The sequence below is a fragment of the Hespellia stercorisuis DSM 15480 genome, assembly GCF_900142165.1.
GTDB lineage: Bacteria > Bacillota > Clostridia > Lachnospirales > Lachnospiraceae > Hespellia > Hespellia stercorisuis.
Genome location: NZ_FQZY01000021.1, coordinates 30,443 through 56,391, shown reverse-complemented (window position 1 = coordinate 56,391; position 25,949 = coordinate 30,443). Strand labels below are relative to the sequence as shown.

Below are 25,949 nucleotides of genomic sequence, written 5' to 3'. Positions count from 1 at the left end.
TCTGCCGGCAGAAATGCGGACTATATTTTACAGAGGAGAAAAACAGTGGCTGAGTTAACACCAATGATGCAACGATATGTGGAGACAAAAAAAGAATACAGTGACTGTATCTTGTTTTATCGTCTGGGAGATTTTTACGAAATGTTTTTTGACGATGCGATCACAGCATCAAGAGAATTAGAGATTACACTGACCGGAAAGAGCTGCGGTCTGGAAGAGCGCGCCCCCATGTGCGGCATTCCCTACCATGCAGTGGAAGGATATCTGAACAAGCTGGTCGGGAAAGGCTATAAAGTGGCAATCTGTGAGCAGGTGGAGGATCCGAAGCTCGCGAAGGGTCTGGTAAAGCGTGATGTTGTCCGCATTGTGACACCGGGTACGAACATCGATGGCCAGTCCATGGATGAGACGCGCAATAATTATATTATGTGTATTGTATATATCGCAGACCGCTACGGACTGTCCATCGCCGATGTTTCCACCGGTGATTATTTTGTGACGGAACTGGAGGACAGCCTGAAACTGAAAGATGAGCTGAGCAAATTTATGCCGTCGGAGATCATCTGCAATGAAGCATTTTATATGAGTGGAATGGATCTTGATGATTTAAAACAGCGTCTCGGCATCGCAGTTTACTCCTTGGATGCCTGGTACTTTGATGATGAGCTCTGCAAAAAGAAGATTCTGGAACATTTTAAGACTGCCTCGCTGGATGGTCTCGGACTGCAGGATTATGACTGCGGAATCATCAGTGCGGGAGCACTCCTGCAATATCTGTATGAAACCCAGAAAAATTCCCTGTCTCATCTGACACATCTAACCGGCTACACGACCGGAAAATTCATGATGATCGACAGCTCCACAAGGCGAAATCTGGAGCTTTGCGAGACTCTTCGCGAGAAGCAGAAGAGAGGGTCTCTGCTTTGGGTTCTGGACAAAACCAAAACCGCTATGGGCGCAAGAACGCTGCGCACCTATATCGAGCAGCCTCTGATCAATAAACAATCGATTCTCGACCGTCTGGACGCCGTGGAGGAACTGAAGAACAATGCCATCGCCAGAGAGGAGATGCGCGAATATCTTACCCCGGTTTATGATCTGGAGCGTCTGATCACACGTATCGTGTACCAGTCCGCCAATCCACGGGATCTGAATGCATTTCAGAGTTCGCTCACCATGCTGCCGCATATCCGGTACATTCTGAGCGAGATGAACAGTCCCCTGCTCAAACAGATCTGTGAGGAACTGGACCCGCTGGAGGATCTCTGCAAACGGATCGGAGATGCCATCACCGAGGAACCGCCCATCGCTATGAAAGAGGGAGGGATCATCCGGGACGGCTACAACGAAGAGATTGACCGACTGCGCCATGCCAAGTCCGATGGGAAATCCTGGATTGCCAAGCTGGAATCCGATGAGCGGGAGAAGACCGGAATCAAGAGTATGAAAGTAAAATACAACAAAGTATTTGGCTATTATCTGGAAGTGACCAACTCCTTCAAGGATATGGTTCCTGATTATTATACCCGGAAACAGACGCTGACCAATGCCGAGCGTTACATCATTCCAGAACTGAAAGAACTGGAGGATACCATTCTCGGTGCGGAAGACAAGCTCTACGCGCTGGAATATGATCTCTACTGCAATGTCCGCAATGCCGTTGCGGCCGAGGTGGAGCGGATCCAGCTCACAGCCAAGGCGATCGCAAAGCTGGATGTATTCGCCTCCATGGCGTTGGTAGCCGAGCGCAACAATTATGTACGCCCCAAAATCAACGAGAATGGTGTGATTGACATTAAGGATGGCCGTCATCCGGTTGTGGAAAAGATGATTCCCAACGACATGTTTATCTCCAACGATACCTACCTGGACGATAAAAAGCAGCGGATCTCTATTATTACAGGGCCGAATATGGCGGGAAAATCCACATATATGAGACAGGCAGCCCTGATTGTGCTGATGGCACAGATTGGCTCCTTTGTTCCTGCATCCAAAGCAAATATCGGTCTGGTCGACCGCATCTTTACCCGCGTGGGCGCTTCTGATGATCTGGCATCCGGTCAAAGTACCTTCATGGTGGAGATGACAGAGGTTGCCAACATCCTGCGCAATGCGACCAGCAACAGTCTTTTAATTCTGGATGAGATTGGCCGTGGTACCAGTACCTTTGACGGACTGAGTATTGCCTGGGCTGTGGTGGAATACATCAGCGATAACAAGCTGTTGGGCGCAAAGACGCTGTTCGCGACGCATTATCACGAGCTGACCGAGCTGGAGGGTAAGATTGAGAATGTAAACAACTACTGTATTGCTGTCAAAGAGAAGGGCGATGACATTGTATTCCTGCGTAAGATCGTCAAGGGCGGCGCAGATAAAAGCTACGGAATCCAGGTGGCCAAGCTGGCCGGTGTTCCGGATATTGTGATTGACCGCGCCAAAGAAATCGTGGAAGAACTGAGCGATGAGGATATCACGACAAGAGTAAATGAAATCTCCGTAAAAACGGCACAGACAAAAAAAACAAAGACCAAAAAATATGATGAGGTGGACATCGCACAGTTCTCACTGTTTGACACGGTCAAAGATGATGATGTTCTCGAGGAACTAAAGGAGATTGATGTCAGCAACCTGACTCCGATGGACGCGCTTAACACGATTTACAGATTGCAGAATAAATTAAGAAACAGATGGGGAAGCTAGGAGGAAAATTCAATGGCGAACATCCATGTATTAGATCCCATCACAATAGACAAGATTGCAGCCGGCGAAGTAATTGAACGACCGGCTTCTATTGTGAAAGAATTAGTAGAAAATTCAATCGACGCCGGTGCAACCGGCGTTACGGTCGAAATTCAAGACGGCGGAATCTCGTTTATCCGGATTACCGATAACGGAAGCGGCATTGCGAGAGACGATGTACAGAATGCATTTTTACGGCATTCTACCAGCAAGATCCGCGGCATTGATGATCTGGTTCATGTCGCTTCACTGGGGTTTCGCGGGGAAGCTCTGTCCAGCATTGCCGCAGTTGCACAGGTCGAGCTGATCACCAAGACAGCGGAGGAGACCTTCGGAACCAAATATCAGATCAATGGTGGGAAAGAACAGTTTTTAGAGGAGACCGGCGCTCCCAACGGTACCACATTTATGATTCGGCAGCTTTTTTATAATATGCCGGCCCGCAGAAAATTTTTAAAGACACCCATGACCGAGGCAAGCCACATCAACGATTTACTGATGCATCTCAGCCTGTCTCATCCGGAAGTGTCTTTTCGTTTTTTGAATAACGGACAGGAAAAGCTGCGAACATCCGGAAACGGGAATCTGAAGGATGTTATTTATAATATTTACGGAAGAGAAGTAGCGGGAAATCTTATACAGATATCCTATGATAGAGACAATCTTCGCATCACAGGCTTTTTGGGCAAACCAATCATAACGAGAGGAAACCGCAATTTCGAGAATTTCTTTTTCAATGGGCGTTATGTAAAAAGTGCTATGGTATCCAAGGCAGCTGAAGATGCATACAAGGATTTTGTGATGCAGCATAAATTCCCCTTTCTGGTTCTGCACTTTACAATGGATGGCGAAGATCTTGACGTCAATGTACACCCAACAAAAATGGAACTGCGTTTTCACAAGCAGCAGGAAGTTTACAACTGCGTGTATGAAACAGTGCACCGCGCTCTGCTGGAACCGGAACTAATTCCGCAAGTGGAGCTTCCGGATGCTCCTAAGACTGTAGTGAAAGAACCGAGTCCTTTTCTTCTGAAACCCAGAGGTTCGGAACCGGACCCGGAAATCTTGACAAAAACCGACACAACCCCAGTAAATACAAGGGGTTCAGAGACTTCGGATGTGAATAAGTATGTGAATAATGGGAATAACGAAGAGTATTTTATGCAGAAAATGAGAGAACGAGTCCTCTTGAACTTTGCAGATACTCCAAAAGCAGAGCGTGCTCTGGAAAGTGTTCAGCAGGACGGTGAGGAAACAGAGCGCGCTCTGGAAATTTCCACCCGAGATTCCAATAAAACAGAGCGCACTCTGGAATTTCATTCTGAAACAGAGGCTCCGAAACACTCGATTAGCACTGATAAAGTCGAAAATAATAGATCGCATACTACCAATGTATCACCAAGCCAGCCGTTAAAAAATGAGCAGCTGGATCTGTTTGAGGAAAAGCTTCTGACGAAGGAGGCACGTACCGAGTATACAATTATCGGTCAGCTTTTCGACACGTACTGGCTAGTGCAGTTTCGCGACAATCTCTATATCATTGATCAGCACGCTGCGCATGAGCGGGTCTTGTATGAACGCACGCTACGGGAGATGAAGACTCGTTCTTTCACCTCCCAGAACCTCAGCCCTCCAATCATATTGAATCTCTCTATGGCCGAAGAGCAGGTACTCAATGAACACATGGATCAGTTTGCCCGCATTGGTTTTGAAATCGAACCTTTTGGAGGAGATGCATATGCTGTGAGAGCCGTCCCCGATAATCTCTTTGGGATTGCCAGCCAGGATCTGCTGACAGAGATGCTGGATGGACTCGCCGACGGAATCACGACCAATATGAAACCGGATCTGGTAGATGAGAAAGTGGCCTCCATGTCATGTAAGGCTGCAGTTAAAGGGAACAACCGCCTGTCTATGACAGAGGTAGATACGCTGATCAATGAACTGCTGGAGCTGGAAAATCCATATCATTGTCCGCATGGCAGGCCGACCATCATTGCCATGAGCAAGCGGGAACTGGAAAAGAAATTCAAACGAATCGTGTAAAGGAGAACAGCTATGACATCGAAACCTATGATTATTCTGACAGGCCCCACCGCGGTCGGAAAAACAAAAGCGTCGATTTCTCTTGCCAAAGCCATCGGCGGTGAAATTATTTCCGCTGATTCCATGCAGGTGTACCGCCTGATGGACATCGGCTCCGCGAAGATTACGCCGGAGGAGATGGATGGCGTCCCACATTATCTTGTAGACGTGCTGGATCCGACCGAGGATTTTAACGTGGTTCGTTTTCAGCAGATGGCCAAAAGTGCACTGGATCAGATCTATGCCAATCATCATATCCCAATCATCGTCGGCGGAACCGGATTTTATATTCAGGCGCTGCTCTATGACATCGACTTTACAAGCAACCCATCCGACACCTCCTATCGAACAGAACTGGAGGAACTGGCTCAGGAGAAGGGGGCCGGTTATCTGCACGACCAGCTTCGCCTCGTGGATCCAAAGGCTGCCGATGATATTCACGAAAACAATGTAAAGCGGGTTATCCGTGCGCTGGAGTTTTATATGCAGACCGGAACACGGATCTCGGAGCACAACGAACAAGAACGAAAACGTACCGCTCCATATAATTTTGCATATTTTGTCCTGAATGATGAACGAAGCCATCTTTACGAACGAATCGACCGACGTGTGGATCAGATGATGGAGCAGGGACTTGTAGCGGAAGTGGACCGCCTGCGTTCCATGGGAATGAACCGGCAGATGGTTTCCATGCAGGGACTGGGGTACAAAGAAATCTTGACTTATCTGGATGGAGAATGTACTCTTGATGAGGCCGTCTATATTATCAAGCGGGAGACGAGACATTTTGCAAAACGCCAGATCACCTGGTTCAAGAGAGAAAAGGACGTTACCTGGATCAATAAACAGGACTACGATTATGATGAGACAACGATTCTCCGGGCGATGCTGGAGATATTACAGAACAGGAAGATATGCGGCATCGCAGAAGACAGCAAAATATGAAAGAATCAGACTTAAAGAATCAGACTTAAAGAACCAGACTTAAAAAAGCCAGAATAAAAAGAACGTAAATAAAGAGGACTAAAACAAGAAAAACATTTCAAGAACAGAAAGGCAGATACCATGTCAGATATCAATCACATGTACCAGACACTAGGAATTTCCGGGGAAGTCTATTCTTTCGGACAGACAATTGAAAAAACGCTCAAAGAGCGATTTCAGGAAATTGATGAAAATGCAGAGTTTAATCAGATGAAGGTTATTGCAGCTATGCAGGAAAACCGCGTCAGCGAAGCATGCTTTAATTACGCCAGCGGATATGGCTACAACGACCAGGGGCGTGACACGTTGGAAAAAGTCTATGCCAGTGCGTTTCATACAGAAGCGGCACTTGTACGTCCACAGATCACCTGCGGAACCCATGCACTTGCACTGGCTCTTGCCGCCAATCTCCGCCCAGGCGACGAACTGCTGTCCCCTGTCGGAAAACCCTACGATACGCTGGAAGAAGTCATCGGAATCCGTGAGTCCAACGGGTCTCTCGCGGAGTATGGAATCACCTACAGGCAGGTAGAGCTGTTAGAAGACGGATATTTTGACTATCCTGCAATCAAAAAAGCAATCTCAGATAAGACAAAGCTGGTGACGATCCAACGCTCCAAAGGATATCAGACGCGGCCGAGCTATTCCGTAAAAAAAATCGGGGAACTGATTGCGTTTGTAAAAAGTATCAAGCCGGACGTCATCTGTATGGTAGACAACTGCTATGGTGAGTTTGTTGAGCGGCAGGAACCGAGCGATGTAGGTGCGGACATGGTGGTTGGCTCACTGATCAAAAATCCGGGCGGCGGACTCGCGCCGATCGGCGGCTACATTGCTGGCCGGAAGGACTTGATTGAAAATTGCGGCTATCGCCTGACCTCCCCGGGACTCGGTGCAGAGGTTGGCGCCTCCCTCGGTGTCATGCAGTCCTTTTACCAGGGCTTCTTCTTAGCACCGACCGTGGTTTCCGGTGCATTAAAAGGCGCAATTTTTGCCGCCAGCATCTACGAGAAACTTGGATTCGGTGTTGTTCCGAACAGCAGGGAATCCAGACACGACATCATCCAGGCAGTGGAACTTGGAACCCCCGAGGGGGTCATCGCTTTCTGCAAGGGCATTCAGGCTGCGGCACCCGTGGACAGTTACGTCTCACCAGAGCCGTGGGCTATGCCCGGATACGACAGCGATGTCATTATGGCCGCGGGGGCCTTTGTACAGGGATCCTCCATTGAACTGAGCGCGGATGGGCCGATCAAGCCGCCGTATGCGGTATATTTTCAGGGCGGACTGACCTGGGCGCATGCCAAGCTTGGGATTTTAAAATCCGTTCAGTTCCTGTTGGATGCAGGGCTGATTACATTATAACCTTACAAAAGATGTTACGCAGTGAATGCAACAGAAAGGAAACGAATCATGAAAACAGTAGGAATCATCGGTGCAGGTGCATCCGGCATGATGGCCGCGATTACCGCGGCGAGGGCCGGTGCAGCGGTTTTGCTGATTGAACACAGGCCCCAGATTGGGAAAAAGATTTTATCAACGGGAAATGGGCGATGCAATTTCACAAACACCTTTCAGGATCCTTCCTGTTACCGTTCAGATAATCCGGATTTTGCGAAGACAATCCTGTCTCAATTCACATCTCAGGATGCCATTGCTTTCTTTTTGAAGCTTGGAATTTACTCCAAAAATCGTAACGGATACATTTACCCATATTCCGATCAGGCAAGTGCGGTGCTTGAGGTTCTGCAGCAGGAACTGGAGCGACTACAGGTGACGATACTGACGGAGACGGAAACACGTTCTGTCAGCTGCGGAAAAAAAGGGTTTTCGATTCAGACCGGTCACGAGATTTTGCACTGCGACCGCCTGATTCTTGCAGCGGGCGGGAAAGCCGCCTCGGTCACAGGCTCCGATGGCTCAGGGTATGACCTTGCAAAACAGCTGGACCATCATCTGGTTCCGGTTCTCCCGTCTCTGGTGCAGCTTCACTGTGCGGAAACCTGTTATAAACAGCTTGCAGGGATCCGGGTGCAGGGCAGTGTGGCCATTCTGGTGGACGGAATTATACAAGGACAGGATACTGGTGAAATCCAGCTCACGAAATACGGAATCTCCGGAATCCCGGTCTTTCAGGTCAGCCGTTTTGCGGCCCGTGGTCTTTATGAACGAAAAAAAGTAGAAGCCGTACTTGATTTCATGCCTGATTTTTCGGACGAAGGGCTGACGGCATTTCTCGGTGTCCGGATAAAAAATCAGCCAGAAAAGACAATGAAACATTTTTTTACCGGACTTTACCACCCGAAGCTTGCCGGCACTTTTCTCCGACTATGCCGCATTCCGGAGACCAAAAGAGCATGTGAGCTTACCGGCGTCGAGATTGCTTCACTTACGGAGAAAATCAAACATTTTTGCACGGTGATCACAAAAACCAATCCATTTGAGAATGCCCAGGTCTGCGCCGGAGGGGTCGACACCGTCGAGATCAACGCGGAAACCATGGAATCCAACATCGTTCCAGGTCTGTTTTTTGCGGGCGAGCTGGTCGATGTAGACGGAATCTGTGGAGGCTACAATCTGCAGTGGGCATGGTCCAGCGGATACGTGGCGGGAAGAGAGGCAGCTAAATGATACGAATCAGTCAATTGAAATTAAAATATACACACACACCGGAAGAACTGGAGCAGAAACTTTTGAAGACGCTTCGCATCGGAACATCTGAGCTGATTTCCTACCGGATATTTAAGCAGTCGGTCGACGCAAGAAAAAAACCGGATATCTTCTATGTATATACAGTGGATGCCGCAGTAAAGCAGGAGCAGACTGTGCTGAAAAAATGTAAGAGTGCAGTGCGGATTGCGCCCAAATCCTATCAGGTTCCAGAAAGTGGAACCGAAAAAATGAAGCACAGACCAGTTGTCATTGGAAGTGGACCGGCTGGTCTTTTCTGCGCGTACCTGCTTGCGAGAGAGGGGTATCGGCCCATTTTGGTGGAGCGTGGTGCGCCGGTGGAGGAACGGATGACCGATGTGCGGAAATTCTGGAATACCGGCATCCTGAACCCGACTTCTAATGTACAGTTTGGTGAGGGCGGCGCAGGAACTTTCTCCGATGGAAAGCTGAATACACTGGTAAAAGATCCGGTTGGAAGAAACCGCTTCGTGCTGGAAACCTTCGTCCGGTTTGGCGCACCGGAATCGATTCTTTATGAGAATAAGCCTCATATTGGCACCGATATATTGACCGGTGTCGTCCGCAATCTGCGTGATCAGATCATCGCATGGGGCGGGGAAGTGCACTTTCACAGTCAGGTGACAGACCTTCGGCTGGATGACGACGGAGCACTGTGCGGGCTGGAGATCAACGAGGAGCAGATTCTGAATACCCGGACTGCAGTGCTTGCCATCGGTCATAGCGCAAGAGATACTTTTTTCATGCTCCACGAAAAAAAGGTTCCCATGACTGCCAAGTCCTTTGCGGTGGGCGTCCGTGTCGAGCATCCACAGACTATGATCAACCATTCCCAGTACGGAATGGAGCATCCCGAGAAACTTCCAGCTGCATCCTACAAACTCACCGCCACAGCGGCTAATGGAAGGGGCGTCTATTCTTTCTGTATGTGTCCCGGCGGATATGTGGTAAATGCCTCCTCCGAGGAGGGCCTGCTGGCCGTCAACGGAATGAGCTATCACGGGCGGGCAGGAGAGAACGCAAACAGTGCGATCATCGTGACCGTGACGCCGGAGGACTATGAAGACGACCACCCGCTGGCTGGAATCGCATTCCAGCGCCGTCTTGAGCAGCATGCCTTTGAGACCGGCGGTGGAAAGATACCGGTTCAGCGCCTGGAAGACTTCTGTGCGAACCGGACAACCGTAAAAACCGGGCATATCATTCCTAATTCCAAAGGGGATTACTGTCTGGCAAATTTGCGGCCCATATTCCCAGATGCCATCAGTGATGCCCTTGAGGACGGTATCCATCAGTTTGACCGGAAGATAGCGGGCTTTTCGGATCTCGATACCATCCTTTCCGGCGTGGAGAGCCGCACCTCGTCCCCGGTGAAAATTCCGCGGGGGGATACCCTTGAGAGTGGGGTGCGGGGACTGTATCCCTGCGGCGAGGGTGCCGGATATGCGGGAGGAATCACCTCTGCGGCAATGGATGGTATCAAAGTTTTTGAAGCCATTGCCATGCGCCATGCCCCTTTATAACTTGCAGAAACTGCTGCTGGGAAACCGCAAAGCAGATTTCTGATATCCGCCTGATTACAGCGTGTAAATGAACGTCCCACGGCTGGTTTCACTAAATTTTAATAGATTAGTCCTATACACTTTTTTTGAAATATGATAAGATAAACGTTGTATTGTATTTCAAAAGACAAGAAGAAAAATGAATCAATATCATACGATGAAAGAACTTCCAAGGGACGAACAGCCCTATGAAAAGTGCGAAAAATATGGCACAGGTAATTTGAGTAACACCGAATTACTTGCTGTTTTGTTGCGAACCGGAAGTAAGGGAATCTCCGCCATGGAGCTTGCCCGCAGAATTCTAAACCCAATCTCGTCAGCAGAGGGAATTCTGAATCTGCATTCCTGGACAATGGAAAAGCTGTTGAAGGTTCGGGGAATCGGCAAAGTAAAAGCAGTCCAGATACTTTGTATCTGTGAACTGGCGAAGCGGCTTGCGAAGGCATCCGCAGGGGAGGGGCTCCGGTTCACGTGTTCCGGTTCCATCGCCCAGTATTACATGGAAGAGATGAGACATGAAAAGCAGGAAAATCTTAAGCTTCTGCTTTTAAATACAAGAATGAAATTAATCGGAGAGAGTAATATTTCCAAGGGGACGGTCAATATGGCGATTATTTCGCCGCGGGAACTGTTCGTGGAGGCTCTTCAGAAGAATGCCGTCGCGATTGTTCTGCTGCATAACCACCCCAGCGGAGATTCGACTCCCAGCAAAGAGGATGTCCTGACCACAAGGCGCATCCGGGATGCCGGAGCGCTGATTGGCATAGAACTGCTCGATCACATTATTATCGGTGACAATGAATACGCGAGTATGGCAGAACACGGGCTGATTTGAGCTTCGATTGAGGAAGTCTGAGAGAAAAGAAAGGTATAACTATGGCCAGAAATGTTTACGGTCTGGATTTAGGGACTTATGAGATAAAGGTTTTCGATAAAAATAAGAATGAAATATGGAAAGAAAAAAACGTCATTGCCATGAAGGATGAAAAATACATTTTCTCTGTCGGCGATGAGGCATATGAGATGTACGAAAAAGCGCCGGATAATATTCAAGTTGTATTTCCGATGAAAGAGGGCGTGATCTCCCATTTTGATGACATGCAGTATCTGCTGCAGAATCTGCTGAATAAAGAGCGACAGTTCGCACGGGGATCCGAGTATGTAATCGCGGTTCCCACCGATGTAACCGAAGTGGAAAAACGTGCATTCTACGATCTGCTTATGCATTCCTCCGCTAAAGCCCGAGAAGTGAAGATCGTGGAGCGCGGAATCGCAGATGCTGTCGGACTCGGACTGGATGTGGAACGTGAAAAAGGTATTTTTATCGCCAATTTTGGCGGCGAGACCACAGAATTATCGGTTCTGTCATCCGGTGGTATGGTACTGAACAGGCTGGTGAAAATGGGCGGGGTTCAGTTTGATCTTGCCGTCGCAAATCTCGTGCGCCGGAGCAAGGACTTTCTGATCGGACGCCTCACAGCAGAAGTACTGCGGAGAGAGTTTGGAGTTTTCGACCAGGAGAACGATGCAACACTGAAGGTTGCCGGCCGGAATCTGATTACCGGTGTCCCGCGGCAGAAAGAGATTCCTATCGGTCTGGTCCGCGCCGCAATTAAGGATCCGTTGGAAGAGATTGTGCGTGCGATTCAGGAAATGGTCGACAGACTCCCTCCCGACATACGCCGAATTATTGACGTGGAAGGGATTTTCATTACCGGAGGACTCGCAAATCTCCGTGGTCTTGATACATATCTGCGTGAAGTCACGGGACTGCGCGTACGCAAGGCAAAGCGCCCGGATGTCTGTGCGGTGGAAGGAATCCGAAAGATTATTCTGAACAAGGAACTGAAGCATCTGGCATATTCCATGCTGGATGAAGATTATAGGTGGTTACGATAGTATGAAAAAGAAAAATCAATCTTCATTATCAAACAAATACTGGCTGCTCATCTTATCTGGACTCTGTGTCCTTCTGATGTGCCTTTCCCTCTTGTCGGGAAGTACCGGGACTCCGTTTCGCGGAGTTGCGAATCTGACGGTGATTCCCATGCAGAAAGGAATCAACCAGATCGGTATGTGGCTCAGTGATCTCAGCAGTAACTTCGAGACGCTGCAGGCCGTAAAAAAAGAAAATAAGACTCTGCAGGAAAAGGTGGATGAACTGACCATCGAGAACAACAATCTTCAGCAGGAGAAATATGAACTTGAGCGTCTGCAGGAATTATATAAGCTGGATCAGAATTATGCCGATTATACAAAGATTGGCGCCCGTGTGATCGGGAAGGACTCTGGAAACTGGTTCAGCACTTTCACCATTGACAAGGGCTCCAATGATGGCCTGAAAGTGGACATGAACGTAATGGCGGAAAACGGGCTTGTAGGAATCATCACCAAGGTTGGACCGGACTGGGCAACTGTCCGCTCCGTTATCGATGATTCCAGCAATGTCAGTGCCATGGTTCTCTCCACGTCGGACAGATGTATGGTGCGGGGGGATCTCTCTCTGATCTCCGACGGCAAGATCCGCTTTGAGCAGCTTGAGAACAATGACAACAAAGTGGAAGTGGGAGAGCAGGTTGTCACCTCACACATCAGTGACAAGTATCTGCAGGGAATTCTGATCGGCTACATCAGCGAGATCAATGTGGATTCCAACAATCTGACACGCTCCGGCTATATCACTCCGGTGGTGAATTTCAAAAATTTGCAGGAGGTGCTTGTCATCACAACCACCAAGGCCGATAAAAACGGCACAAACAAAGATGGAACGGAAGAGTAGAGGTGTTCCGATATGAAAAGAAAAATAATAACAGGTGCCGTGATTATTGTATGCTTTTTACTGCAGTGCACGATATTCAATAAGCTGGCACTCGGCTCTATCAAGCCGAATCTACTGATTATTCTCACTTCCTCATTTGGATTTATGCGCGGTCACAAGGACGGAATGGTCGTTGGCTTTTTTTCCGGCCTTTTGATCGATATTGAGTTTGGAAATCTGATTGGCTTTTATGCGCTGATCTACACATTGATTGGCTTTATTAACGGATTCTTCAGTCAGATCTATTACGATGACGATGTAGAACTCCCGCTGTATATGATAGCCGGAAGTGAATTTGTCTACGGACTCACCGTATACATCTTTATGTTCCTGATGAGAAGTGAATTTGATTTTATACATTATCTCGGCAAGATCATTATTCCGGAACTGATCTATACAATGGTCATTACACTTGGATTGTATCCGCTGACATTATATATCAACCGCAAACTGGAAGCAGAAGAAAAAAGGAGTGCAAGTAAATTTGTTTGATCGAATAAAAGATGCTCTCTATCAGGTTGTGAAATCCCGGCTATTCGTTGTTTTAATCGCGTTTTGTTTTTTATTTGCGATTCTGATTTACCGGTGTTTTTACCTGCAGATTGTAAAAGGACAAGACTATTTAGATAACTACAAATTACAAATCAAAAAAACACGTGAAATTCCCGGTACAAGAGGCAACATTTATGACAGCAACGGGAATCTGCTGGCATACAATGAGCTGGCTTATTCAGTTACGATTGAAGACAACATCAATGCAGATACAATTGCTGAGAAGAACAAGATCTTAAACGGAATCCTTGACGATATCATCTCAATCGTAGAATCTCACGGGGATTCCGTGATCAGCAGCTTTGGAATCGTACTGGACTCCAACAACAACTACCAGTTCACGCAGACCTCCCAGACGTCAAAGCTTCGTTTTCTTGCCGACGTCTATGGGTATGCCACCATTGATGAACTCTCGGATAAGCAGCGAAAAACTTCGGCAGATGATCTGATCGAGTATCTTTGCTCCGATGAACTCAACGGATATGGCATCAACCAGAAAAAGCTGGAGAAATCCTATGTTCTGAAGTTGGTGAACATGCGCTACGCAATCAATCTGAACGGCTTTCAGAAATATATTCCGACAACACTGGCCTCTGATGTCAGCGACGAAACGGTTTCTGCAATCATGGAAAATATGGACGCACTGGATGGTGTCAATATTGCGGAAGATTCACTCCGCAGGTACACAGACAGCAAGTATTTTGCATCAATTATTGGTTATACCGGCAAGATATCCCAGGAAGAATACGATGCGCTGGACAAGAAACAGAAAAAGACCTATGACCTGACGGATATCGTCGGGAAATCAGGTATCGAGAAAACTATGGATGAGGTACTTCAGGGAACCAAAGGCGAGGAGACCGTCTACGTGGACAGCGTCGGCAAGGTTGTAGAGACAGTCAGCTCCACGGAGGCAAAGCCCGGCAATGATGTTTACCTCTCAATCGACAAAGATCTGCAGAGTGCAACCTACCAGATCATCGAGGAAAAACTTGCAGGTGTCCTCCTTTCCAAATTAAGGAATGAAATGAACTATGACCCCAGCCAGACCTCTGATGCGAGCCACATCATCATTCCAGTGGATGACGCTTACAATGCTTTCATTGGAAATGACATACTGGACTCCACGCATTTCAATAGTGCCCAGGCCGGTGCGGTAGAACAGCAGGTCTATGCGGCATACAGCGATCGGCTGGAGACCGCGATCGGTGAGATCGTATCCTATATGCAGGATCCGAACGGTGCAGCATACAAGGATCTTAGCAGGGAGATGCAGGCCTATATCAATTATATTGCCACCTCTGTGCTGGAAACGGACACCGGGATTCTGATCAGTAATTCCATTGACACGAATGATGCGACCTATCAGGCCTGGACAAATGATGAGAGTATCAGCCTCTACACATATCTGAATTATGCGATTTCCCAGAACTGGGTGGATACATCCGTTCTCGGAACAGACGTTCAGGGTGGGAAATACTCGGATTCCAGTGAGGCATATCAGGGGATTATTACTTATCTGAGCGAATATTTGCATTCGGATAGCGATTTCGACAAACTTTTATACAAATATCTTATAAAATCAGGAGGTATAAGCGGAGCACAGATTTGTGCCATAACTTATGAGCAGAATATTCTGCCAATGGATGAAGCCTCTTACAATGGATTGATATCCGGAGATCTCGATGCATATGAATGGCTGCGTGAGAAAATCACGAATCTGGAGATTACACCGGGGCAGCTTGCACTGGAACCGTGTACCGGCTCTGCCGTTGTCAGTGATGTGAACAGCGGACAGGTTCTGGCATGTGTATCCTATCCGGGGTATGACAACAACCGGCTGGCCAACACCATGGACTCAGTTTATTATAATAAGCTGGTCACGGGCCTGTCCCGTCCGTTTTATAATAACGCCACACAGGAAAAGACTGCTCCGGGATCTACATTTAAAATGCTTTCATCGGTGGCAGGCCTCACAGAGGGCGTGATGAACGGATCCACATTATTCACCTGCGCCGGAGCTTTTGACAAGGTCGTTCCAAGCCCGAAGTGCTGGGTTTCCCCCGGTGCACACGGCAGTCTGGATGTAGTCAGTGCGCTGGAGGTTTCCTGCAACAACTACTTTTATGAAGTGGGCTATGAACTTGGCACCGCAGAAGACGGATCCTATTCCAGTGATCTTGGTATTGAGAAACTCCAGAAATATGCAAAAGAGTTTGGACTGAGTGAGACTTCCGGACTGGAGATTCCCGAGTCAGATCCACAGGTGTCTGACAGCGATTCCGTTCGTTCTGCAATCGGTCAGGGTACCAACAACTATACCGTCAGCCAGCTGAACCGTTACGTATCCACTGTTGCAAACGGTGGTACTGTTTACAATTTATCTCTTCTGAATAAAACGACTGATTCAAACGGTAACGTAATTAAAACCTACGAGCCTACCGTTTATAATACAATGGATGATGTGAGCGATGAGACCTGGAGTCTGGTACATCAGGGAATGGCGGCAATGGTGGCCTCCTCATCTACATTTTCGGGTATGAATATGGCAATGGCAGGAAAGACTGGTACCGCACAGCAGAGTGATGTGCATCCGGACCATGCACTGTTTGTGGGATATGCTCCGGCAGATTCACCAGAAATCTCTGTCGCCGTTCGAATTGCAAATGGATACAGTTCCTCCTATACCGCAGAAATCGGCAGAGATATCGTACAATACCGCTACCAGCTTGTGGACAGCGGTCAACTGATCACCGGTTCTGCAGCGGCACTCGGAACTGCAGCAGCAGGGGATTAGAAAGTGAGGGGAATTTATGGACAATTTGGTAAAAATCAAAAGTAGTAAATATGGATTAGAAGTCTACCTGAACGCAGAGGTTTCTTTTGAGGATCTGCTTCTGGCTGTTCATTCCAAATTCCAGGATGCCGCCAAATTTTTCAACGGAGCAAAAATGGCTGCCTCTTTTAGCGGACGGGTCATGACCAGCGAGGAAGAACAGCAGCTGATCCAGGTTATATCCAAAGCAGCCGACATCGATATAATATGTATCATCGATAAGGATGAGGAGAATGACCTCATATACCGGAATCTGCTGGATACCTGTTACGAGACAAAAGACAGAAGAGAGGGCCAGTTTTATAAAGGCACATTATACAAAAGACAGGTGCTGGAATCAGAAACCAGCATCATTGTGCTGGGGGACGTGGAACCCGGTGCGAAAATTGCTGCAAAAGGGAATATCGTTGTGATCGGTAAGCTGTATGGATCTGTACACGCGGGAATTACCGGAGACCGGTCGGCATTTGTAGTCGCACTGGACATGCAGCCCAAACATCTGAAAATCGCAGATGTGGAGGCAAAGCGTCAAAACGTATACCAGGAAAACAGCGAGATAGATGGACCGAAGATAGCAGTGCTCGATCGGAGCCATATTTATATCGATCCACTGGTATATTAAGTAAACTTGGAGGAATTAATAAGATGGGTGAAGTTATCGTTATTACATCAGGGAAAGGCGGTGTCGGAAAGACAACCACAACCGCAAACATAGGAATAGGTCTTGCAAAAGAAGGAAAAAAGGTACTTGTTATCGATACAGATCTCGGGCTGCGTAACTTAGATGTAGTTCTGGGTCTGGAAAACCGAATCGTCTATAATCTTGTGGATGTGATCAACGGAAACTGTCGTCTGAAGCAGGCACTGATTTCCGACAGCCGGTTCCAGAATCTGTTTCTTCTTCCTTCGGCGCAGACAAAAGACAAAACCGCAGTCTCTCCGGAACAGATGAAGAAGCTGACCGGCGAGCTGAAGGAGGAGTATGACTACGTTCTGCTTGACTGCCCGGCCGGAATCGAACAGGGATTCCAGAACGCGATCGCGGGAGCCGACAAGAGTATTGTGGTGACAACGCCCGAGGTGTCGGCCATCCGCGATGCGGATCGAATTATTGGTTTACTGGAAACCCACGGAATACGGGACAATCATCTGATTATCAACCGGCTGCGTGTCGATATGGTCAGACGGGGAGATATGATGTCTGTAGAGGACGTAACAGAGATTCTCGCCATCGATCTGCTCGGTGTCATTCCGGACGATGAGCAGGTGGTGATTGCCACCAACCAGGGCGAGCCGGTTGTCGGGGAGTCCTCAGCTTCCGGGAGTGCATACACCCGAATCTGTCAGCGGCTTATGGGCGAAGAGATTCCGATTGAAGATTTTAATCGCTCGAATGGTATCTTTTCAAAAATGTCTCATTTCTTTAAGAAGAATTAGGAGGCTGTCCCATGAGTGTACCTTCTGTTTCAATTGCCAAAGACAGACTAAAAGTACTGATTACAGCAGACAGAATGCAATGTGCACCCGATATGATAGACAAACTTACCAAAGATATGTATCTGACCCTCTCAAAGTATGTAGAAGTAAAACCAGAGATCTTTCAGATACACGTCACACATTCTGATATCCATATCCGGTATTCAGAGATAACAGGAGAAAAGAATTGAATTTAAAACAGATTTTTAATGTAAAACGTTATAAACTAAAAGATGTACGGTTCAGTCTGATCGCGCTTGTGATTGCTGTCTCGGTTCTTGGAATTTTTGTCGTTGGAAGCGCGCAGAAATCCGTCCAGGGACGGCAGATCATCGGTGTTATTATCGGCGTTATCGTCATGGCTGTCATCGCGGTTCTCGACTATCAATGGGTATTAAATCTTTATTGGGTCTTGTACATTATCAACATTCTTCTACTCGTTGCAGTACTGCTGTTCGGTATTGAGGTTAACGGAGCTCAGAGATGGCTCAGTCTTGGATTTACCAATTTCCAGCCATCTGATTTGACAAAGATCATCACCATTTTGTTTTTTGCCAAGTTTTTGATGGAGCATGAACAGGACATCAATGAGAAAAGAACGATTATACAGGCTGTTGCACTGATTCTTCCTTCTTTATTTTTGATATACAAGGAGCCGAACCTGTCCAATACGATCTGTCTCGCCGCATTGTTCTGCGTGATTATGTATCTTGGCGGGCTGAGCTACAAATTTATAGGAACGGTGCTGGCCATCGTCCTCCCGGTATCGATTATTTTTATCAGTATCGTGGTGCAGCCAAATCAGAAACTGCTGGAGGATTATCAGCAGAAGAGGATCCTTGCCTGGCTGGAACCGGAAGAGTACGCGACCGATGAAGCCTACCAGCAGCTAAATTCTGTTATGGCAATTGGCTCTGGGCAGTTGACCGGAAAAGGGCTCAACAACAATACCACTACCTCCGTAAAAAACGGCAATTTCATCTCAGAACCGCAGACAGACTTTATTTTTGCAATTATTGGGGAAGAATTGGGATTTGTGGGTTGTTGTATTGTCATAATTTTGTTATTATTAATTGTAATCGAATGTATCATCATTGGATTAAAGGCGAAAGACACCGGAGGCAAAATCATCTGCACCGGCATGGCCACACTGATTGGCGTGCAATCGTTCATCAATATCAGTGTGGCGACACAGATTTTCCCGAATACAGGAATATCTCTACCCTTTGTTAGTTACGGTCTCACCTCCGTTGTATGCTTTTATATCGGGATTGGATTTGTACTTAACGTAGGTTTACAACCGAAAAAATATCAGTAAGGAGAGCAATCGCATGAACATTGGATTAGTTGCACATGATGCAAAGAAAAAATTAATGCAGAATTTTTGCATAGCTTACAGAGGCATCTTAAGCAAGCACAATTTGTTTGCGACAGACACCACGGGAAGATTGGTGGAAGAAGTGACAAATCTTAACATTCACAAGTATCTGGCAGGACATCTTGGAGGAAAACAACAGTTAGGGGCTCAAATTGAGCATAATCAGATGGATGCATTGATTTTCCTGCGCGATCCGCTTGCACCCAAATCACACGAACCGGATGTCAATGATATCGTAAAACTATGTGATACATACAATATACCAATGGCAACGAACATCGCAACTGCGGAGATTCTCGTTCTTGCCTTAGATAGAGGAGATTTAGACTGGCGTGAAATGTATAAATAAAAAGAAAATCTGCGTGCTGACTGCTCTTGTACTCACCACCGGGAGTCTTCTCGGCGGCTGCGGGCAGGCTAAAACGTACGCAACGGATTATGAAAAGACACAATATAATAAATCACTGGTCAAAAGTGACGGCTTTGCAAAAGATCTCTGTGTAACCAACACCAACGTTGAGCTTGCCAACTACACGACTGATGAGAATCTCCATGCTGCAGGACTATTCGACATTTCCAATGCTCAGGTTCTTTATGGTGACAGACTGTTTGACCAGATCTACCCGGCCAGTACCACCAAGGTCCTGACTGCCTATGTAGCCTTGAAGTACGGCAATATGGATGACATTGTCACCGTCTCTGAAAATGCAGTGAATTTTGATGCGGATGCTCAGGTGTGTGGTCTGGAACCAGGAGACAAACTGACAATGTATGACCTGATGAACGGTCTTCTGCTGTATTCCGGCAACGACGCCGCCATTGCGATTGCGGAGCATGTTTCCGGCAGTGTTGATGCATTCGTGAACCAGATGAACGAAGAAGCCAGGGCACTCGGTGCAACACACACGAACTTCGTCAATCCACACGGACTGCACGAGGAGGATCACTATACCACAGCCTATGATTTATATCTGATGTTCAATGCCTGCTGTAAGGATCAGCGGTTCATCGATATTATTTCGCAGACTTCTTACAATGCAAACATTACCAATTCAGCCGGTGAACTGCGGACAGTCGTATGGGAACCCACCAACTACTATTCAACCGGCGTAACACAGATGCCGGACGGTGTTCGTGTTCTGGGAGGTAAGACTGGAACAACCGACGAAGCCGGATCCTGTGTGATTCTTTACAATCAGGATATGACTAATGCGCCATACATTTCTGTTGTGATGGGCGCTGACAGCAAGGAGCAGCTTTATGCGGATACATCGGAACTGCTGACGGCCGGAATCGTAAAATAACTTTGAATGGATTTTAATGGTATCCTTCCCAAAAAATGCAGGGGGGTCTCTTATGAGATCCCCCTGTTTTTATGGACTGGTTACTGCATTTATAATATGCCTTATTTCTATGATTCGGACATGCTATGGATTCTGCCAAACAGACTGAACAGATACAGACCACACAAACCGACAATGGTATAAATAATTCTGGACATCCAGCTTAAATTGCCGAATAGAAATGCAACCAGATCAAACCGGAAAATCCCGACCAGAAGCCAGTTGATTGCCCCAATAATAACAAGTGAAAGAGCTGTATTATCGAACCATTTCATGATATTACCTCCTTTACTATCAATAATATACAGTGTTTCCACACAGAACTGGAAATATACAACAAAAAATGTTATACTTGAAAAAGTGTCAGGAGGAAAATATTTTGGCAGCGAAAAAGAATAATTCAGTCAACATTAAAAAATATAGAAACCGCCAGGAGATTAATATCGGCATCTTCGTGTTTGCCATCGTATTTGTCTATCTGGTTATAACACTTTTTACCTATCTCACCTCCAAGAGAGTCTCGATCTACGAAGTGCGCGAGGGAAGTATTCTGCGCAACAACACTTACACAGGTCTTGCACTGCGCAGTGAGTCCGTCGTGAATACGGACAGCGCCGGCTACATCACTTATTTTGTATCAGAGAACAGCAAGGTGCGCAACGGTGAGAACCTTTATACAGTTTCCAAAAACAAGCTGGATTCTGAAACGACAACCGCAAAGGATGTCTCTCTTTCCACAAAAGAACAGTCGAATATCATCCGTTCCATTCAGAGCTTCAATGAGGGCTTCAACGGAACAGATTTTTCGAAGGTTCATACCCTGGCAAATGAGATTACAAACACACTTCAGAAGGTAACCAGCCAGACAAAAGCCGCGCAGTTGAATGCGATTCTGGCATCCGCAGATGCATCCGGAATTAATGTAACTACCGCACCAACCGATGGTATTCTCTCATTTAATGTGGACGGATACGAGGATATTACAATTGATAACTTTACCAAAAAAGATCTGGATTCAACCACCCATGAGAGCAGTTCGCTGGAAGATGGAAGTCAGGTTTCGGCTGGAGCGCCGGTTTGCAAGCTCATCACGGATGAGAGTTGGTACGTCATCGTCGAGCTGGATAAAGACAGTGCGGTTGAACTGGTCAATACAACATCCGTCAAGACACATCTGGATAATCACACAGAATCTGTCTGGGCGAATTTATCTGTCGTATCAAAGGATGGCACAAACTATGCAATTTTAAGCTATGATAATTCCATGATTCAGTATTGTTCGGAACGCTTTGTAAATGTTGAGCTGATTCTGGAAGACCAAAATGGATTAAAGATTCCCAAAACCTCTGTTTTGAAAAAAGATTTTTATGTGATTCCGAGCGATTATATAACCTATGGTGGTGACAGCAGCGCATCTGGCGTTCTGAAGCAGGTCTCCGGCAAGGGCGGGGCAAGCAGTTCTGAGTTTGTCGAAGCAGACATCTACTATCAGACAGAAGATGGCATGGTTTATATTGATCCAGAACTTTTTAAGCAGGGCGATGTCCTGATTAAGCCAGAATCCGGAGATACCACCGCGCTGACTGAGCGCAAGCGGCTCCGTGGCGCGTATAACATCAATAAAGGCTATGCCATTTTCCGCCCGGTGACAGTTCTCTGTGAAAGCGATGAGTATTATATCATCGACAAGTCAGATTCCTATAGTCTGTCGAATTATGATCATATTGTTCTGGACAGCAGTACGGTAAAAGAGGGCGAGGTTGTATTTCAATAAATAATGATTTTTATCACTGTCCGGCTTCTGCCCGATAGTAATGCTAAAATAGAAAGGTCTGATATATATGTTAGAAAAACAATTAAATGAAGTAGAAGAGCGCATCAGCGATGCCTGCAGACGCTCCGGGCGTGATCGAAGCGAGGTGACACTGATCGCTGTGAGCAAGACAAAGCCGGTCTCTATGCTGCAGGAGGTATATGATCTGGGAATCCGCACCTTTGGTGAGAACAAAGTGCAGGAGATGTGCGACAAATACGAGGCAATGCCCCAGGACATCAAATGGCACATGATTGGCCATCTCCAGCGGAACAAGGCAAAATATCTCATCGGGAAAACGACTTTGATTCATTCAGTGGACTCCGTCAGGCTTGCTGAGGCCATCGAAAAAGAGGCTGCAAAAAAGAACTGTGTCGTTGACATTTTAATGGAAGTCAATGTGGCTCAAGAAGAGAGTAAGTTCGGACTATCCACGGAAGAGGTTCTTCCAATGGTGGAAGAAATTGCCGAATTTCCTCATATTCACATCTGCGGACTAATGACAATTGCTCCATATGTGGAAAATCCCGAAGAAAATCGCGAAATCTTTGCTGGTTTGCGCAAATTATCTGTTGACATTACTAACAAAAACATTGATAATGTTAATGTGAGTATACTTTCTATGGGTATGACCAATGATTATGAGGTTGCCATCGAAGAAGGCGCAACCATGGTTCGGGTAGGAACCGGAATCTTTGGTGTTCGCGATTATAAGAATGTGTAGGGTAGACACAAAGTATACTTGAGATAAATACAACATCAGATAGGAGAGTAAAATATGGGTGTGTTTGATAAGTTCCTTGATATTATGAAACTGAACGACGAAGATGACTACGATGACGATTTTTATGACGATTATGATGATGATTTTGAGGACAAGCCTCGAAAGAGTTTTTTCAACAAAAAGGAGAAAGACGATTTCGATGACTACGATGCTCAACCGGAAAAGAAATCGCACCAGTCTAACAAGGTAACTCCAATGCGCCAGCCCTCCGGCAAGCGTGCAGCAGGAATGGAAGTATGTGTGGTAAAACCGACATCGGTGGACGACGCAAGAGAAATCACCGAGACTCTTTTGGACAGCCGTACCGTCATCCTCAATTTAGAAGGACTGGATCTTGAGATTGCACAGCGGATCATTGATTTTACATCAGGTGCTACATTTGCGATCAGTGGAAATCTTCAGAAGATTTCAAATTATATTTTCCTTGTTACACCTACAAATGTTGATATTTCCGGTGATTTACAGGATTTGCTCGGCGGTTCCATGGACATGCCGGCAGTTAGAAACAGATTCTAATCTCTGAATCTGGCTGAACTTAATATCTTACATACATTACCAAAGCATTTTTACAGTACTTTCGGTGGATATGGATAAACAGAGCGTCAGACGGTGGATTTTCTCCCTGATGCTCTTTCTTAGTGGTTGCACAGACTTCCTGTTGAGACGGATACTGTTTGAACCGCGACATTTCCATCAATATTACACAAAATATTATGAGGATCACAAATGGAAAAAAAGACTTCAATTTTCACGAAATATTTTACTATTATTTTTTCAGTTGCTGTGCTGGTTGGCTTCGATCAGTTCACCAAATATCTGGCGGTGGAGCATCTGCGCAATCAGAACCCGCTGGTACTTATCAAAGGGGTATTTGAGCTGTTGTATCTTGAAAACCGCGGCGCGGCTTTCGGAATGTTCCAGAACAAACAAATCATATTTGTAATTGGTGCCATCATCATCTTAATTGCCGGGCTATACTTCTGGCAAAAGATGCCCTGGAGCCAAAAATATCTCCCGCTGCGTATCGTCTGTGTTCTGATCTGTGCCGGAGCCATCGGCAATCTGATCGATCGCTTATCCCGCAACTATGTCGTAGATTTTTTCTACTTTAAACTGATTGACTTCCCGGTTTTTAACGTAGCGGATATCTATGTTACAGTCGCTTGCTTTTTATTTATCATATTGCTCTTCTTTTTTTATAAAGAAGAGGATTTATCTTTTAAGGGGTAACCATTATGGAACAATTTCTTTTTACTTCCGAACTGAATCATGAACGAATCGATAAGTTTCTGGCAGATAAGATGCCGGAAACTTCTCGTTCTTATATCCAGAAAATCATCAAGGATTCGCTCGTTACTGTCAACGGAAAAAATGTCAAATCGAATTATAAAGTGAGTGCCGGAGATCAGGTTTCTCTTCAGATGCCGGAACCGGAGGTCCCGGATATTGTTCCCGAGGATATTCCTCTGGATGTTCTCTATGAGGACAGTGACATTCTCGTTGTAAACAAGCCAAAGGGGATGGTTGTACACCCATCTGCCGGTCATTTTAGTGGCACGCTGGTCAATGCAATTCTGTTCCACTGCAAGGATAATTTATCCGGAATCAATGGTGTCATGCGTCCGGGCATCGTACATCGTATCGACATGGATACCACGGGATCACTGATCATCTGTAAGAACGACATGGCGCATCGCGCCCTTGCTGACCAGCTGAAAGAGCATTCCATCACCCGTAAGTACCACGCAATCGTGCATGGGAGCATTACCGTGGAGGAGGGAACCGTGGACGCTCCAATCGGACGACACCCCGTTGACCGGAAGAAGATGAGTGTTGTTGCCAAAAATGGGAAAGAGGCCGTCACGCATTACAGAGTTCTGGAGCATTTCCAGAATTATACGTATATTGAATGTCAGCTGGAGACGGGACGTACACATCAGATTCGTGTACATATGTCCAGTATCGGGCATCCAATTCTGGGCGATACCGTATACGGTCCATCTAAATCCCCATATCATCTGCAGGGACAGACGCTTCACGCAAAAGTACTCGGGATCATTCACCCACGGACGGGAGAGTACATGGAGTTTGATGCTCCGCTGCCGGAATATTTTCAGAAACTGCTCCGGAACTTCAGAAATCAATTGTAAATTATATTTGTAAATCCAATCACAATCCTTTATAATAGAGATAACAAACATGTGTCCTATCACAAAAGGAGAGTGACTTATATGAGTATTAATTCTATTATTACAATCGGCAGAGAGTTTGGAAGTGGCGGAAAAGAGGTCGGTGCCAAATTGGCCGAAAAGTTCGGAATAAAGCTTTATGACAAGGAATTGCTTACAGTTGCCGCAAAAGAGAGTGGTATCTGCGAGGAGATTTTCGAGACGCACGATGAAAAACCAACGAACAGTTTTCTCTATTCCCTCGTAATGGATACGTATTCTATGGGCTATTCCGGAAGTACATATTCCGATATGCCAATCAACCACAAGGTATTTCTTGCGCAGTTCGATGCAATCAAAAAAATTGCAAATGAAGGTCCCTGTGTTATGGTTGGCCGTTGTGCCGACTATGCGTTGGAGAATTACGATAATGTGGTGAGCGTCTTCATTCACGCGGATCTTGATGCCAGAATCAAACGAATTGCAAGAACCTTTGATTTGACCGACGCCAAGGCAAAAGATATGATTTCCAAGACAGATAAAAAACGTTCCAGCTACTACAATTATTTCACAAACAAACGCTGGGCAGATGTACAGAGTTATGAAGCAAGCTTTTCAACCTCAGCACTGGGCATCGACGGTGTTGTTCAGGCAATTGCAGACTATGTGCAGCTGAAAGAAACAATCGAGAAACCGATTTTGTAGTCCTGCTGTGAAAAC

At 46.5% G+C, this 25,949-nt stretch carries 24 protein-coding genes; 23 read left to right on the top strand and 1 reads right to left on the bottom strand.

Annotated elements, in window-relative coordinates; translation table 11 throughout:
- Positions 1-45 precede the first annotated feature (45 nt).
- The 17 genes from mutS to BUB85_RS08430 all read left to right on the top strand — a co-directional run bounded on the left by mutS (position 46) and on the right by BUB85_RS08430 (position 20,425).
- Positions 46-2,700, top strand: coding sequence for a DNA mismatch repair protein MutS (mutS, locus tag BUB85_RS08510; RefSeq protein ID WP_330392261.1), 2,655 nt, complete (start codon positions 46-48; stop codon positions 2,698-2,700).
- 12 nt (positions 2,701-2,712) lie between these two features.
- Complete coding sequence (gene mutL / locus BUB85_RS08505) at positions 2,713-4,785, top strand: DNA mismatch repair endonuclease MutL (RefSeq protein ID WP_073108510.1); 2,073 nt, start codon at positions 2,713-2,715, stop codon at positions 4,783-4,785.
- Positions 4,786-4,797: 12 nt separating this feature from the next.
- Positions 4,798-5,769 carry a tRNA (adenosine(37)-N6)-dimethylallyltransferase MiaA gene (miaA, locus tag BUB85_RS08500; RefSeq protein WP_073108506.1) on the top strand — a complete coding sequence of 324 codons (972 nt, stop codon included), beginning with the start codon at positions 4,798-4,800 and terminating at the stop codon, positions 5,767-5,769.
- Positions 5,770-5,889: 120 nt separating this feature from the next.
- Positions 5,890-7,173 carry a methionine gamma-lyase family protein gene (locus tag BUB85_RS08495; protein WP_073108501.1) on the top strand — a complete coding sequence of 428 codons (1,284 nt, stop codon included), beginning with the start codon at positions 5,890-5,892 and terminating at the stop codon, positions 7,171-7,173.
- A 48-nt stretch (positions 7,174-7,221) separates the two neighbouring features.
- Entirely contained in the window at positions 7,222-8,439 is a 1,218-nt protein-coding gene (locus BUB85_RS08490; RefSeq protein ID WP_073108498.1) for a BaiN/RdsA family NAD(P)/FAD-dependent oxidoreductase, read from the top strand.
- Positions 8,436-10,022 (top strand): NAD(P)/FAD-dependent oxidoreductase, encoded by a 1,587-nt coding sequence (locus BUB85_RS08485; RefSeq protein WP_073108495.1) that lies wholly within the window; start codon positions 8,436-8,438, stop codon positions 10,020-10,022. Before BUB85_RS08490 ends, BUB85_RS08485 begins: the two co-directional genes overlap by 4 nt.
- 178 nt (positions 10,023-10,200) lie before the next feature.
- Complete coding sequence (radC, locus tag BUB85_RS08480; protein WP_073108492.1) at positions 10,201-10,896, top strand: RadC family protein; 696 nt, start codon at positions 10,201-10,203, stop codon at positions 10,894-10,896.
- A 41-nt stretch (positions 10,897-10,937) separates the two neighbouring features.
- Positions 10,938-11,960 carry a rod shape-determining protein gene (locus tag BUB85_RS08475; RefSeq protein ID WP_073108488.1) on the top strand — a complete coding sequence of 341 codons (1,023 nt, stop codon included), beginning with the start codon at positions 10,938-10,940 and terminating at the stop codon, positions 11,958-11,960.
- A gap of 1 nt (position 11,961) precedes the next feature.
- Positions 11,962-12,840 carry a rod shape-determining protein MreC gene (gene mreC / locus BUB85_RS08470; RefSeq protein ID WP_073108485.1) on the top strand — a complete coding sequence of 293 codons (879 nt, stop codon included), beginning with the start codon at positions 11,962-11,964 and terminating at the stop codon, positions 12,838-12,840.
- A gap of 12 nt (positions 12,841-12,852) precedes the next feature.
- Positions 12,853-13,371 carry a rod shape-determining protein MreD gene (mreD, locus tag BUB85_RS08465; protein WP_073108482.1) on the top strand — a complete coding sequence of 173 codons (519 nt, stop codon included), beginning with the start codon at positions 12,853-12,855 and terminating at the stop codon, positions 13,369-13,371.
- Complete coding sequence (locus tag BUB85_RS08460; protein WP_073108479.1) at positions 13,364-16,228, top strand: penicillin-binding transpeptidase domain-containing protein; 2,865 nt, start codon at positions 13,364-13,366, stop codon at positions 16,226-16,228. The genes mreD and BUB85_RS08460 overlap by 8 nt, the downstream gene beginning before the upstream one ends.
- A 16-nt stretch (positions 16,229-16,244) precedes the next feature.
- Complete coding sequence (locus BUB85_RS08455) at positions 16,245-16,889, top strand: septum site-determining protein MinC (RefSeq protein ID WP_073108475.1); 645 nt, start codon at positions 16,245-16,247, stop codon at positions 16,887-16,889.
- 23 nt (positions 16,890-16,912) lie between these two features.
- Positions 16,913-17,704: a septum site-determining protein MinD gene (gene minD / locus BUB85_RS08450; RefSeq protein WP_073108471.1), complete on the top strand. Its 792-nt coding sequence runs from the start codon at positions 16,913-16,915 to the stop codon at positions 17,702-17,704.
- Positions 17,705-17,715: 11 nt separating this feature from the next.
- Positions 17,716-17,934, top strand: coding sequence for a cell division topological specificity factor MinE (locus tag BUB85_RS08445; RefSeq protein WP_073108466.1), 219 nt, complete (start codon positions 17,716-17,718; stop codon positions 17,932-17,934).
- Positions 17,931-19,061 (top strand): FtsW/RodA/SpoVE family cell cycle protein, encoded by a 1,131-nt coding sequence (locus BUB85_RS08440; RefSeq protein WP_073108461.1) that lies wholly within the window; start codon positions 17,931-17,933, stop codon positions 19,059-19,061. Before BUB85_RS08445 ends, BUB85_RS08440 begins: the two co-directional genes overlap by 4 nt.
- A 13-nt stretch (positions 19,062-19,074) precedes the next feature.
- The gene (locus tag BUB85_RS08435; protein WP_073108457.1) at positions 19,075-19,470 is read left to right on the top strand and encodes a methylglyoxal synthase; all 396 of its coding nucleotides are present in this window, start codon (positions 19,075-19,077) and stop codon (positions 19,468-19,470) included.
- Complete coding sequence (locus tag BUB85_RS08430) at positions 19,454-20,425, top strand: D-alanyl-D-alanine carboxypeptidase family protein (RefSeq protein ID WP_073108451.1); 972 nt, start codon at positions 19,454-19,456, stop codon at positions 20,423-20,425. Before BUB85_RS08435 ends, BUB85_RS08430 begins: the two co-directional genes overlap by 17 nt.
- Before the next feature lie 107 nt (positions 20,426-20,532).
- On the opposite strand, the gene BUB85_RS08425 is transcribed toward BUB85_RS08430, so the two are convergent.
- Entirely contained in the window at positions 20,533-20,739 is a 207-nt protein-coding gene (locus tag BUB85_RS08425) for a DUF378 domain-containing protein (RefSeq protein ID WP_073108444.1), read from the bottom strand.
- Between the two features lie 104 nt (positions 20,740-20,843).
- Here BUB85_RS08425 and BUB85_RS08420 point away from each other — a divergent pair, with 104 nt between their 5' ends.
- From BUB85_RS08420 to BUB85_RS08395, 6 genes are all read left to right on the top strand, one after another.
- On the top strand, positions 20,844-22,238 hold the full coding sequence (locus tag BUB85_RS08420) for an HlyD family efflux transporter periplasmic adaptor subunit (RefSeq protein WP_084533966.1): 1,395 nt from the start codon (positions 20,844-20,846) through the stop codon (positions 22,236-22,238).
- A 67-nt stretch (positions 22,239-22,305) separates the two neighbouring features.
- Positions 22,306-23,001 carry a YggS family pyridoxal phosphate-dependent enzyme gene (locus BUB85_RS08415; RefSeq protein ID WP_073108430.1) on the top strand — a complete coding sequence of 232 codons (696 nt, stop codon included), beginning with the start codon at positions 22,306-22,308 and terminating at the stop codon, positions 22,999-23,001.
- A 54-nt stretch (positions 23,002-23,055) separates the two neighbouring features.
- A complete protein-coding gene (locus BUB85_RS08410) occupies positions 23,056-23,577 on the top strand; it encodes a cell division protein SepF (RefSeq protein ID WP_073108425.1) in 522 nt (173 codons plus the stop codon).
- Positions 23,578-23,787: 210 nt separating this feature from the next.
- A complete protein-coding gene (gene lspA, locus BUB85_RS08405) occupies positions 23,788-24,291 on the top strand; it encodes a signal peptidase II (RefSeq protein ID WP_073108422.1) in 504 nt (167 codons plus the stop codon).
- A 5-nt stretch (positions 24,292-24,296) separates the two neighbouring features.
- Positions 24,297-25,211 carry an RluA family pseudouridine synthase gene (locus BUB85_RS08400; protein WP_073108418.1) on the top strand — a complete coding sequence of 305 codons (915 nt, stop codon included), beginning with the start codon at positions 24,297-24,299 and terminating at the stop codon, positions 25,209-25,211.
- 81 nt (positions 25,212-25,292) lie between these two features.
- Complete coding sequence (locus tag BUB85_RS08395) at positions 25,293-25,934, top strand: cytidylate kinase-like family protein (protein WP_073108413.1); 642 nt, start codon at positions 25,293-25,295, stop codon at positions 25,932-25,934.
- Positions 25,935-25,949 lie beyond the last annotated feature (15 nt).